The organism is Rhizobium sp. R634, assembly GCF_002211305.1.
Lineage (GTDB): Bacteria > Pseudomonadota > Alphaproteobacteria > Rhizobiales > Rhizobiaceae > Rhizobium.
The window spans coordinates 264,620-276,322 of record NZ_LOKW01000001.1 but is presented as its reverse complement, the minus strand read 5'-3'; the positions used below and the strand labels follow the sequence as shown (position 1 = coordinate 276,322).

The following is an 11,703-nucleotide window of genomic DNA, read 5'->3' as shown; positions in this document are numbered from 1 at the left end:
TCAATCACCGATAACGGGGGATCACCCGGATGCTGCGAGACGAAAACGAATCCATCGAGCTGACCGGCTCGACCGTCTTCAAGGACGAGCGGAAGCAGGCCTATCTCAACCCCGATGGGGCGGACCGGCCGCTCATCAGTCCGGTGTCGGCCGCGACCCTCGACCGGGCGCGCTGCTACCGGCTGGAGCGGCTGCGCATGAAGATGCGCGAATGGGATTGCGGCGCCCTGCTGCTCTACGATCCCGTCAACATCCGCTATGCCTTCGATTCGTCGAACATGAGCATCTGGACGATGCACAATCCGTCGCGCTACGCGCTGATTCTGGCCGACGGCCCGGCGATCATTTTCGAATTCGAAGGCGCGGAGCACGTCAATGATGGGTTGCCCGGCATCGACGAGATTCGGCCGTCGAAATCCTGGATCTTCTTCACGGCAGGCAATCTGGTGGAACCGCGTCTGAAGGCCTGGGCGGACGAGATCGCCGACATCGTCAAGGGGAACGGCGGCAACAGGCGCATCGCCGTGGACCGGCTCGAACCATCAGGCGCCTTCGAACTGACCGAACGCGGCTTTACGCTGCTCGACGGCCAGGAGCTCGCCGAACGGGCGCGGGCGATCAAGAGCGCCGACGAAATCGAGCTGATGCGCTGGACGATCCGCGTCTGCGAAGCGGGCATGGCGCGCATGTACGAGGTGTCAGAACCCGGCCACACCGAGCGGGAAATCTGGGCCGAGCTGCACTTCGAAAATGCCCGCAGCGGCGGCGAGTGGCTGGAGACCAAGCTGCTGACCGCGGGCGCGAGAACCAATCCCTGGTATCAGGAATGTTCCGACTACGTCATCAAGCGCGGCGAGATGATCTCCTTCGACACCGATATGATCGGCCCCTACGGCTATTGCGCCGACCTCTCGCGCTCATGGACGTGTGGGCATGTCGCGATGAACGCCAAGCAGAAGGAGCTTTACGCGGCAGCCAGGGATCAGATCGAACACAATCTGTCCGTCATCCGGCCCGGCATGACGTTCCGCGAATTCAACGAGCTGTCCTGGCAGATCCCGGAGAAATATCAGCCCTATCGCTACACGCTCGCCCTGCACGGCACCGGCATGGCCGACGAATGGCCGGGCGTGCTGCTGCATCCGGATTTCGATCCCGATTTCAGCGGCATCATCGAGGAGAACATGGTGCTGAACGTCGAAAGCCTGATCGCCGAGGCCGGCTCGGAAAGCGTCAAGCTGGAGACCCAGGCCCTGATCACATCAAGGGGCGCGGAGCGGCTGGACAGCTTTCCGTGGGAGGATGTCTGACCCCGCGTCAGTGCGCTCTCAAAGCTGCGGCGCGATGCTGGGAAGGCGTCTGCCCGAAGGTGCGCTTGAACGTCCGCGTGAACTGCGAGGCGTTTTCGAAACCGACATCGAGCGCAATCTCGATGAGCGGCGCCTTCGACTGTGCAAGGATCGATTTCGCCCGCTCCATGCGGACGCGATTATAGGCCTTGGCGGGAGACATGCCCGTCTTCTCGATGAAGATCCGCTCCAGCTGGCGCCGCGAGAGCCCGACCATGGCGGCGAGCTTTTCGATCGGCATGCTGCCGTCGACGAATTGCTCCATGGTGATCATCGCCGCCTTGACGCGGGCATCGTCGTAATCGTCGTAGAGCGGGCGGCGGGGCTGAATGTCGGCCGGAGCGCGCGCTTTTTCGATCTGCAGCACTTCAAGCGCGTTTCGTTCGGCGTCACGGCTGATGTATTTGCGCACCAGCAATGCGGCCATATCGGCAGCGCTGCTGCCGCCTGCGCAGGTTCCGCGCTGGCGATCGAGATTGAAGAGCCGGTCGGAACGGACGCTGAGCTCGGGGAAACGCTCGCGGAACTCCTTGTAATGCAGCCAGCTCACGCAGGATTCATGCCGCTTCATCAGGCCTGCCGAGGCCAGAATGAACGAACCGGTGCAGACGCCGATCAGCGGCACCTTCTTGGCATCCGCCTGCTTGAGGAAGGTGATGGTCTGCTGGTCGACGGGGTTCTCCACCGTCAGCAGGCCGCCAACGACGGCGATGTAATCGAAGCGCGACGGATCGACGAAATCGGAGGTCGGCGCGACCTGCACGCCGCAGCTCGAGGTTATCAGATGCCGCGTGCTGCCGATCACCTGCCAATCGGCCAGCACCCGGCCGGAACGATCCTGCTCGTCGCTGGCCAGCCGCAGCGTATCCACGAAGAGCGCGAAGGCCGACAGCGTGAAGGACCGGGCCAGAACGAAACCCACCTTGAGCCGGGCAGCGGGTTTCGCGGCGCCGTCTCCCTGCCGATGCTGTTCCGGTCGCATAGTCATCTCCTTGCCGGTCTCACCGCGCTCATCTGATCTGAAAACCGTGCGCCAGAGGGTCGCGGTCGTCAACGAAAATGGTATTGTGGCCGATGACGCGCGCCCACCCGCCGATGCTCGGCAGAATGCCGCTGTAAGGGCCGATGCCTGCCTCGCCTTCGACCCTGCCCTCGAAGATGGTCCCGATCAGGCTTTCGTGACGATATTTCGAGCCGATCGCAAGCCGTCCCTTACCATAGAGCTGCGCCATGCGCGCCGAGGTACCGGTGCCGCCCGGCGACCGATCGATCGCCTTCTCGCCGTAGAAGACGGCGCAGCGCCCGTCGGAGACGTCGTTCACGGGGCGGTCGCACCAGATCGCGTGATGCACGCCGCGGATCCGGTCGTCGTCGGGATGGACGGGATTGCAGATATCGGCAAGGGCTGCCCTGAGCTTCTGGCTGCAGCCGACGATGTCGGATGCGCTCATGCCGTCGAGACCGCCCCAGTTCTCCTGGGGCTCGACGACCGCGTAATAATTGCCGCCATAGGAAATATCGACGCGCAGACGGCCCATGCCGGGCACGTCCACCGTGACATCGGCCTCATGGAGATAGCTCGCGACATTATGGAGGCGGACGGAATCGACATAACCGTCCTTCTCCTCATAGGTGACATCCACCCGGCCGGCCGGCGTTTCGATGGCGACCCTGCCAGGCACGCGCGGCTTGACCAGCCCTTCCTCGATCGCCGCCGTCACGGTGCCGATGGTGCCGGCGCCGCACATCGGCAGGCAGCCGCTCACCTCGATGAAGAGCACGGCGAAATCGCAATCCTCCCGATAGGGGGGATAGATGATCGAGCCCGACATGATGTCATGCCCCCTCGGCTCGAACATCAGCGCCTTGCGGACCCAGTCGTGATCGCGGACGAAGATCTCACGGCGCTCGCCCATCGGCAGATGAGGCAGCAGCGGGCCGCCGCCGGCAACGAGACGGACCGGGTTGCCGCAGGTATGCGAGTCGATGCAGAAGAAGCTGTTTCTCATTCCGTCATGTCCTCGCTATCTCGCCTTCGGCAGCCTGTCGCGGTCGAGCAGACCACGCGATAGCCGGTCGAGTAGCAGGGCGACCGCAACGATCGCCAGGCCTGCCCTCAGGCCAAGCCCCATCTCCATGCGCGTCAGGCCGCGCGTGACTTCCGCGCCGAGGCCGCCGGCGCCGACGAGGCCGGCCAGAACGACCATCGCCAGCGACAGAAGGATGCCCTGGTTGAGCCCGACCAGCAGCGTCTGCTTGGCAAGCGGGATCTCGATCTTCCACAGGATCGAGCGCGGCGGCGCGCCGATGGCACTGCCAAGCTCGAGGAAGACATTCGGCACCTGGTTGAAGGCCAGCGTCGTCAGGCGCAGCATCGGCGGAATGCCATAGACGATGGTGGCGATGATCGCCGGCACGCGCCCGAGGCTGAAGATCATGACCGCGGGAATGAGATAGACCCACGGCGGCACGGTCTGCATCACGTCGAGAATCGGACGGACCACCGCCTCCAGCGCCTTGTAGCGCGAGCAGAGCACGCCGACCGGGAAGGCGATGATCACGGAGATCAGGACGGCGACGGTGACGAGAGAAAGCGTCTGCATCGACGCCGTCCACAGGCCGACGAGCAGGCAGAAGCCAAGGCAGAGACCGGCCAGGATCGCCGCGCGCAGGCTGACGGCGAAGAATGCCGCGACGACGACGATCGCGATCAGCGCATAGGGCGGCACGAAGAGGAGTGCGGCTTCGATGGCCGAAAGAACCGTTTCGACCACATAGCTGATCGCCGCAAACAGCGGATGAAGATTGGTGTTCAGCCAATCGACTGATGGAGCCAGGAAAGCGCCTGGCGAAAACTGCAGCATCGCAGGATTCATGACTTCCTCCCTGTTCCCAGGCGGGCAGCGCTCTGGGTTATCCGATCAAGCACCATAGTCAGTACCACGATGGCGATCGCGCCATTGATAGAGGTCGCGATATCGAGCGTTCTGATTGCGCCGTAGATTGTCTCTCCAAGCCCGCCGGAACCGACGATGCCGGCGATGACAACCATGCCGAAAGCCATCATCAGGCTCTGGTTGATGCCGGCCATGATGCTCGGCAGCGCAAAGGGAAGACGGATCTTGAAGAACATCTTCGCCGGCGTCATCCCAAGGGCTTCCCCGAGTTCGATGAATTCCTTCGGCGTCATCCGGATGCCGAGAGAGGTCAGGCGGATGGCCGGCGGCACGGCGACGATCACGGTCGCGATCATGGCGGTGGCTGGCCCGTAGCCGAGCAGGGCGATCGCCGGCAGCAGATAGATATAGGGCGGAAGCGTCTGGATCAGATCGAGACCCGGCTCCATGAAGCGGTCGAGCGCGGTGAAGAAGCCGGCGGCGATGCCGATCGGAATGCCGATCGCCAGCGCAAGCACGGTCGCCGTCAGGACGAGCGCCAGCGTGCTCATCGTCTCCGGCCAGAGTCCCATGGAAAAGCAGAGCGCCAGCGCAACGCCGGCTGCGAACGCGAACCAGATATTGACGAGCCGCCAGCCGATGAGCGCGACGACGAGCGCGATCACGTAGAAAGGCGGAAGCTGCAGGAGCCAGAGGATCCCGTCATAGAGCCCTTCGAGAACCTGCCTGATATAGTCGAAGAGGAACTCGCCGTTGTCGCTCACCCATTCGAGCGCGGTGTCCGTCCATTCGTCAAAAAGATCGGTGAAGCCTGAAGTATCCATGTCGATCAGCTCCAGTTGCGGTCATGCCGGCGTGAGTTCGTGGGCGGAGGTGCCCTTGACGCCCATCAGCAGGCTGCGCGGGGTGACGACGCCGACGACCTGATCCCTGTCCACGACGGCGATGGCGTCGCGCTCCGACTGCATCGTCAAGGTGATCAGCTCGTCGATATCGGCATCGGGTGTGGTGCGCGCGAGCGAGGCGATGTCGGAGTTCGGCGCGCTCTGCTGGAACTCGGCAACGCTGCGCATGACCGAATGCGCCTTGATCAGGTGAAGGCGGGAAATGCCGGCGACGAATTCGGCGACATAGGCATCCGCCGGGTTGAGGATGATTTCCTCGGCGGTGCCGGTCTGGATGATGACGCCGTCCTTCATGATCGCGATGCGGTCGCCGATGCGGATCGCCTCGTCGAGATCATGGGTGATGAAGACGGCGGACTTGCCGAGCGCTTTGGTCAGCTGGCGGAATTCATCCTGAAGCTGGCGCCGGATCAAAGGGTCGAGCGCGCTGAACGGCTCGTCCATGAGAATGATCTCGGGGTCGGAGGCGAGCGCGCGGGCAAGGCCGACGCGCTGCTGCATGCCTCCGGAGAGCTCGCCCGGATACCGGCTCAGCCAATCGGCGAGGCCGACCTTTTCGAGCGCGGCGGCGGCGGTCTTGTTGCGCTCCGCTTTCGCAATGCCCTGGACCTCGAGGCCGAAAGCGGCATTCTCCAGGACCGTCCGGTGCGGCAGCAAGGCGACGCTCTGGAACACCATCCCGATGTTCTTCGCCCGCATCTGCCTGAGATCGACGGGCGACAGGGAGGCGAGGTCGCGTCCCTTGACGAGAACCTTGCCGGAGCTCGGCGTGATCAGCTTGTTGAGAAGGCGGATGAGCGTCGATTTTCCGCTTCCCGACAATCCCATGATGCAGAAGATTTCGCCGCGCCGGACCTGGATGCTCGCATCGGACACGCCGACGACGCAGTTGAATTCCTTGAGGACCTCTGTCTTGCCGAGGCCACGCTCCTTGATCGACTTCATCGCCGCGGCGGACTTGCCTCCGAAGACCTTCCAGAGGGATTGGCAGTCGATCAGGACATCCTTGGCATCGATATTGGCGGTTTTCATAGCGATCCCCTTTGAGCCAATCGGCGCTGGCTTCTTCCTTGAGTTCGAGGGTGGCCGCCCGACAGCTCGGACGGCCACGAGGCGTTTAGTTCTTCTTGATGTTTTCCCAGCGCTTGATCAGGTCGGCATGGGCGCCGATCCAATCCTGCACGGCCAGGTCCATGGTCTTGCCGTCCTTGACGGCGCCGTTGATGGCGGTGATGTCGGCGATCGGCACGTAGACGCTGGCCATGACTTCGCGAGCATGCGGATATTCTTCCGAGAAGCCCTTATGGCCGATCCAGTAGTAGCTCTGCGGCGGCGGGAAGACGCCCTTCGGATCCTTGAGGTACTTGACCTCGTACTTCTGGACCATCCACGACGGCTCCCAGATCGTCACCGCGATCCACTCCTGACGATCGTAGGCGGACTTCAGCGCCGCCGTCATCGCGGCGGTGCTGCCTTCGACGAGCTGGAGCTTGAGGCCGTAATCCTTGACGGCGTTCGAAGTATCGCGCATCAGGCCGGCGCCCGGCTCGATGCCGATGATCCTGCCGCCGAACTTGTCGGCGTTTTCATTGAGCTGTTCCAGCGAGTCGATCGGGACATATTTCGGAACGGCAACGCCCTGGTAGAGGCCGTGCGAAACCGGCGAAATCTTTTCGAGGCGGTTCTTGTTCTTGTCCCAGTAATCCTGCGCGACATAGTCCGTCTGTGAGGTGAGAACCTGGATGTCGCCCTTGGCGAGAGCGGCATAGGCAATGCCCCACTCGGAGAATTCGGTCACCTTGACGGTGTAGCCGGCGTCTTCAAGAACCTTCTTGGTGATGCCGGTGATGGGCGTCAGGTCCTCCCAGGACATCGTGCCCATGGTGATCGTCTTTTCCTCCGCGCGAGAAGGCAGGACGCTGATCCCGACCATCGCAGCGGCGCAAAGCGCCTTCCACAAATTTTTCATTGTTGTTACTCCTGTTTTACGTTCCCATTCTCGTTGAAGCCTGCGAACGGGCAGCTTCATATTGCGCGTGCCGAGGGATCATCCCTCGCGGCCTGCACGCAATTCCTGAAAGCGGATGACCGAGTTGACGCCGAGCCATGCGATGGGCTCGGGAGGCAATCTCGTCGGGTCCGGCTGGTTCTTGTACTTGTCGAGTTCGGGGCTTGCCGCACCCGTCGCGAGATCTGCGGCCATCATGCCCGCAAGCGTGCTCTTGACGGTGCCGAGACCGTTTTCGCAGCAGGCGGAGAAAAGCCCTTCCTCCACTTCGCCGAATGCCGGCACATGGTTCCGGCTGAGGCAGAGCGCGCCCGCCCAGCTATATTCAAGCGGCAAGTTTTCCAGCCCCGGGAAGCGGGCGTCGAAGGACCGGCGCTGCTCGGCGGCGATGCCGGCGACGCGCTTTTCCGATACTTTGAGGCTCGGGTCGTAGGTGAACCGCGTCCTGATGACGATCCGCGAGCGGCCGTCGGTGGTGACCTTTCTGACCGTTGCGCCCATCGGGTCGGCCGGCAGCAGCGCCCAGCGGTCCGCCCCCGTCACGTCGCCTGCGAATTCGTTCTGGGAGAAGGCCGCGGTCATCGAGGCGTAGGTGAAGATATGCATCAGCCGCCCGCGGAAATGGCCGAAGCTTTGGATATGGCCGTTCACGCCGAGAATGACCTTCGGGGCGGAAACGGAGCCGCGGGCCGTCTTCGCCTTCCAAGTCCGGCCTTCGCGCGAAAGCTCCAGCACCGGCGAGTGCTCGTGGATGGCGACCTTCGAGGAAAGGCCGCGCGCCAGGCCTCTGATATAATCGGCGGGCTGGATCATCACCGCGCCCGGCGTATAAAGGCCACCACGGTAATAATGCGTGCCGGTCATCTCCCGCATCTGGTCGGCATCGAGAACGCGGTGTTCCTCGCCGATCTTCTCCAGCGATTTCCGGTAATTGTCATTGAGGCCGAGCCCCCTGTCGGAGGCTGCGGCATTGACCTTGCCCGAGGGATCGAAGGTTTCCCTGGACAGGCCGTATTCGGCCGCGGCATCGGCCGCGAAGGAGATCGCCAGACGGTTCTGGCGGATCTCGTCCTTGGTCGCCGCCTCGTCCGCCACCGAATACTCGCCGGAGGAAAGGTTGTGCGGCACGTCGATCATGAAGCCGGAATTCCTTCCGGCCGGACCCTTGGCGAGTTCGCGGGCATCGAGGACAACGATCTTGTCCTGCGGCCGCGACTGCGAGAGGCGGCGGGCCGCCGAAAGGCCGGCAAATCCGCCGCCGATGATCAGCCAATCGGCGGTAATGTCGTGTTCAAGCGCCGTTACGGGAAAGGCGCGTTCGCTGGTCGCCTCCCATCCCGAAACGCCGGTATCGGTCGGCAGGTGCTTGATCACATGGCGGGTCATCGGATCGTCTCGTCGACGGAGCGTTCCGAAATGTCGATCCAGATGGTCTTCAGCTCGCAGTAATTGTCATGAGCGAAGACAGACTTGTCGCGGCCGCCGAAGCCGGACTCCTTGTAGCCGCCGAAGGGCGTGGTGGCGTCGCCTTCCCCGAAGCAGTTGACCGTGATCAGGCCGGCGCGGATGTCGCGCGTCAGCCGGATCGCATTGCGCAGGCTGCCCGTATAGACGGATGCCGTCAGACCGTAATTGGTGTCGTTGGCCAGAGCGGTCGCCTCGGCGAGCGTGTTGAACGTCGTGACCGACAGGATCGGCCCGAAGATCTCTTCTTGGAACAGGCGGCTCGCCGGCGTCACGCCCTCGACCAGGGTCGGCTCGATGAAGATGCCGTTATAGGTTTCGCCGCCCTGGGTGACGGACAGCTTTTCCGTCTTGGCGTCGTCGAGGAAGGATTTCACCTTCTCGAAGTGCGACTTGCTGACGAGCGCACCGATGCGGTTTTCCGGATCGAGCGGATCGCCCGTCTTCCATTCGCGCATATAGGCGCCGATGCGCTTCATCAGTTCGTCCTTGACCTTGGCATGGACGATGAGACGCGACGTGGCCGAGCAATTCTCGCCCATGTTCCAGAAGGCGCCGTTGACGACCTGCTCGGCGACGAGATCCAGATCCTCGGCATCGTCGAGAACGACGGCGGGGTTCTTGCCGCCGCATTCGAGCACGACCTTCTTGAGGTTGGAATCCGCCGCATATCGCAGGAAGCGGCGGCCGGTCGGCGTCGAGCCGGTGAAGGCGACCATGTCGACATCCATATGCAGGCCGATCGGCTCGCCGACCTCGCGGCCGGAGCCGGTCACGACATTGAAGACGCCGGCCGGAATGCCTGCCTCAAGGGCGAGCTCGGCGACGCGCAGCGTGGTGAAAGTCGTTTCCTGTGCCGGCTTGACGATAACCGAGCAGCCGGCGGCAAGCGCCGGGCCGATCTTCCAGGCGAGCATCAGCAGCGGGAAATTCCACGGCAGCACGCAACCGACGACGCCGATCGGCTCGCGCACGATCATCGTCAGCGCGTTGGCGCCGACCGGGGCGGTGTTGTCGTAGAGCTTGTCGATCAGCTCGGCATGCCAGCGCAGCGTATGAATGGTGTCGGGAACGTCGACGGTCTGGCATTCGCGGACCGGCTTGCCGCTGTCGAGGCTTTCCATGACGGCGAGTTCGTGCCGGTTGCGCTCCAGCAGCTTGGCAAGCTTCAGCAGCGCTTCCTTGCGCTCACCCGGCGAGCGGAGCCGCCAGCGCCCGTCTTCGAACGCCTGCCTCGCCTTCTCGACGGCGAAATCGACATCGCTGGAATCGCAGGCGGCGATTTCGGCAAGCATTTCACCCGTCGCGGGATTGGTGGAGGTGAAGGTCTTGCCGGAATTTGCCGGACGGAAAGCGCCGTCGATGAAGGCATTCGTCGGAAGTTGAAGACCGGCGGCGATCGCCTTGTATTCGGCTGCGGTCAAAGGTTCATGCATGATTGGCTCCCGACGTGATCTGGCCGACCGTGCGCTTCAGCGTGGAAACGACGGTCTCGAGGGTTCTTTTCTCTTCGGAGTTCAGTCCGCGTAGCGGCGCCCGCACCGGGCCGGCCTTGAGGCCGATGATCTCGCATCCGTGCTTGATCGACTGGACGAATTTGCCGCATTCGAGGAAGTCCATCAGCGGCAGCATGGCGCTCATGATCGCCCGGCCCTTGTCGAAGTTCTTCTCGACGACACAGGCCTCATAAAGGGCGACATGCTCGCGCGGCAGGAAGTTGGAGCCGGCGCAAACCCAGCTCTTGGCACCCCAGGCGAAGAATTCGAGCGCCTGGTCGTCCCAGCCGCAGGACAGCGAAATATGCGGAAATTTCCGGGCGAGCAGGTGAAGATTGCCCATGTCGCCGGAGCTTTCCTTGATGGCGACGACGTTCTTCGACTTGCCGACGCGGGAGAAATACTCCTCGCCCATCACCACGCCCATGCGGGCGGGATAGTTGTAGAGCATGATCGGCAGGTTGGCGGCGCGATCGACCGTCAAGGCATGGACCGCATTTTCGCGTTCGGTCGGCAGCGCATAGGGCGGCGACGATACGAGGATCGCATCCGCGCCGATTTCCTTTGCGGCCTTGGCATATTCGACCGAATCCTCGGTGCGCGTGGCGCCGGTGCCGATGATGAGCGGCAGCCGCGTGCCGATGACCTCTTTCGCATAGGCCGCCAGCTCAAAACGCTCCTGGCTGCTCTGGGCGTAGTATTCGCCCGTCGAGCCGCCGACGATGATGCCGTGGACGCCCGCCTCGATCAGCGACTCGAGCACGGCGGCGAAGCCGGCCCTGTCGATCTGACCATTCTGATCGAGCGGCGTGACCGCCGGCGTGTAGATCCCCTCAAATTTCACGATGACTTCTCCAATAATTGCGTGGCCGGACCGCCGACGAAGGCGTCCGCCTTGAGGCCTTGCGGAGCGATGAACATCTCCATGTTCTCGCGGGACAATTCCCAGTGTTCGAAAACGAGATCGACGACCGCGTCCTCATCATGCGCGGCGAGCGCCGCGATGAAGCTGTCATGATGCTCGACGGCCAGCCGAAGCCGGCGCCGCATATCCTCGTTCCTCGGCCGGAAAAACGTGTGGCCGATGCGCGCGTGGTCGATCAGCAGCCGGCCGAGGCTCGGCTGCATGTAGACGTTACCCGACATCTCGCCGAAGATTTCGTGAAAGCGATTGTTCTCCAGCACCATCGCCAGAGCATCCATATCCTCGCTGGCGGCGCGGAACCGCTCCTGGGTCTGCTTCAGGTCCGACAGCTGCGCCGGCTTGAAATTCTGCACGGCGAGACGGCCGATCGCCGCATAGATCATCGGCGCGACGAGGAAGAAATTCCGCAGCGTCGAGTGGTTCATCGGGATGACCCGCGCACCCCGGTTCTCGCGGATGTCGATGTAACCCTCTCCGGCAAGGCGGCGGAATATGTCCCGCACCGGCGTCCGCGACAGCCCGTACCGCTCGCTCAAACTGGCCTCGTCCAGATCGGCGTCCGGGTCCAGTTCCATCGTCAGAATCTGACGTTTCAGATCGTCGTAGAGATTGCTCTTGGGTGTCTTCGCCATCGTCGATCTCCGGCCGATTGTTGCCCT

The 11,703-nt window shown here is 63.1% G+C and carries 11 protein-coding genes; 1 reads left to right on the top strand and 10 read right to left on the bottom strand.

Going from position 1 to position 11,703, the window contains the following annotated elements; all coding sequences use genetic code 11:
* Nucleotides 1-29: 29 nt before the first annotated feature.
* Nucleotides 30-1,310 (top strand): Xaa-Pro peptidase family protein, encoded by a 1,281-nt coding sequence (locus ATY77_RS01250; RefSeq protein ID WP_088685728.1) that lies wholly within the window; start codon nt 30-32, stop codon nt 1,308-1,310.
* Between the two features lie 7 nt (nt 1,311-1,317).
* On the opposite strand, the gene ATY77_RS01245 is transcribed toward ATY77_RS01250, so the two are convergent.
* From ATY77_RS01245 to ATY77_RS01200, 10 genes are all read right to left on the bottom strand, one after another.
* A complete protein-coding gene (locus ATY77_RS01245; protein ID WP_088675626.1) occupies nt 1,318-2,331 on the bottom strand; it encodes a GlxA family transcriptional regulator in 1,014 nt (337 codons plus the stop codon).
* A 28-nt stretch (nt 2,332-2,359) separates the two neighbouring features.
* Nucleotides 2,360-3,358: a 4-hydroxyproline epimerase gene (locus tag ATY77_RS01240; RefSeq protein WP_088685727.1), complete on the bottom strand. Its 999-nt coding sequence runs from the start codon at nt 3,356-3,358 to the stop codon at nt 2,360-2,362.
* Nucleotides 3,359-3,373: 15 nt separating this feature from the next.
* Nucleotides 3,374-4,225 (bottom strand): ABC transporter permease subunit, encoded by an 852-nt coding sequence (locus ATY77_RS01235; RefSeq protein WP_088685726.1) that lies wholly within the window; start codon nt 4,223-4,225, stop codon nt 3,374-3,376.
* Entirely contained in the window at nt 4,222-5,070 is an 849-nt protein-coding gene (locus tag ATY77_RS01230) for a proline/glycine betaine ABC transporter permease (RefSeq protein ID WP_088685725.1), read from the bottom strand. Before ATY77_RS01230 ends, ATY77_RS01235 begins: the two co-directional genes overlap by 4 nt.
* Nucleotides 5,071-5,091: 21 nt before the next feature.
* Complete coding sequence (locus tag ATY77_RS01225) at nt 5,092-6,183, bottom strand: glycine betaine/L-proline ABC transporter ATP-binding protein (RefSeq protein ID WP_088685724.1); 1,092 nt, start codon at nt 6,181-6,183, stop codon at nt 5,092-5,094.
* Between the two features lie 85 nt (nt 6,184-6,268).
* A complete protein-coding gene (locus ATY77_RS01220) occupies nt 6,269-7,120 on the bottom strand; it encodes a glycine betaine ABC transporter substrate-binding protein (protein ID WP_088685723.1) in 852 nt (283 codons plus the stop codon).
* A gap of 78 nt (nt 7,121-7,198) precedes the next feature.
* Entirely contained in the window at nt 7,199-8,545 is a 1,347-nt protein-coding gene (locus tag ATY77_RS01215; protein ID WP_088685722.1) for an FAD-binding oxidoreductase, read from the bottom strand.
* The gene (locus ATY77_RS01210) at nt 8,542-10,059 is read right to left on the bottom strand and encodes an aldehyde dehydrogenase (RefSeq protein ID WP_088685721.1); all 1,518 of its coding nucleotides are present in this window, start codon (nt 10,057-10,059) and stop codon (nt 8,542-8,544) included. Before ATY77_RS01210 ends, ATY77_RS01215 begins: the two co-directional genes overlap by 4 nt.
* Nucleotides 10,052-10,963 (bottom strand): dihydrodipicolinate synthase family protein, encoded by a 912-nt coding sequence (locus ATY77_RS01205; protein WP_088685720.1) that lies wholly within the window; start codon nt 10,961-10,963, stop codon nt 10,052-10,054. Before ATY77_RS01205 ends, ATY77_RS01210 begins: the two co-directional genes overlap by 8 nt.
* Nucleotides 10,960-11,676 carry a GntR family transcriptional regulator gene (locus ATY77_RS01200; RefSeq protein ID WP_088685719.1) on the bottom strand — a complete coding sequence of 239 codons (717 nt, stop codon included), beginning with the start codon at nt 11,674-11,676 and terminating at the stop codon, nt 10,960-10,962. Before ATY77_RS01200 ends, ATY77_RS01205 begins: the two co-directional genes overlap by 4 nt.
* Nucleotides 11,677-11,703: the final 27 nt, after the last annotated feature.

Bases quoted from the DNA above. Each gene is read 5' to 3' on its own strand.
- ATY77_RS01250 (WP_088685728.1), top strand. From the start codon at position 30: ATGCTGCGAGACGAAAACGAATCCATCGAGCTGACCGGCTCGACCGTC.
- ATY77_RS01245 (WP_088675626.1), bottom strand. From the start codon at position 2,331: ATGCGACCGGAACAGCATCGGCAGGGAGACGGCGCCGCGAAACCCGCT.
- ATY77_RS01240 (WP_088685727.1), bottom strand. From the start codon at position 3,358: ATGAGAAACAGCTTCTTCTGCATCGACTCGCATACCTGCGGCAACCCG.
- ATY77_RS01235 (WP_088685726.1), bottom strand. From the start codon at position 4,225: ATGAATCCTGCGATGCTGCAGTTTTCGCCAGGCGCTTTCCTGGCTCCA.
- ATY77_RS01230 (WP_088685725.1), bottom strand. From the start codon at position 5,070: ATGGATACTTCAGGCTTCACCGATCTTTTTGACGAATGGACGGACACC.
- ATY77_RS01225 (WP_088685724.1), bottom strand. From the start codon at position 6,183: ATGAAAACCGCCAATATCGATGCCAAGGATGTCCTGATCGACTGCCAA.
- ATY77_RS01220 (WP_088685723.1), bottom strand. From the start codon at position 7,120: ATGAAAAATTTGTGGAAGGCGCTTTGCGCCGCTGCGATGGTCGGGATC.
- ATY77_RS01215 (WP_088685722.1), bottom strand. From the start codon at position 8,545: ATGACCCGCCATGTGATCAAGCACCTGCCGACCGATACCGGCGTTTCG.
- ATY77_RS01210 (WP_088685721.1), bottom strand. From the start codon at position 10,059: ATGCATGAACCTTTGACCGCAGCCGAATACAAGGCGATCGCCGCCGGT.
- ATY77_RS01200 (WP_088685719.1), bottom strand. From the start codon at position 11,676: ATGGCGAAGACACCCAAGAGCAATCTCTACGACGATCTGAAACGTCAG.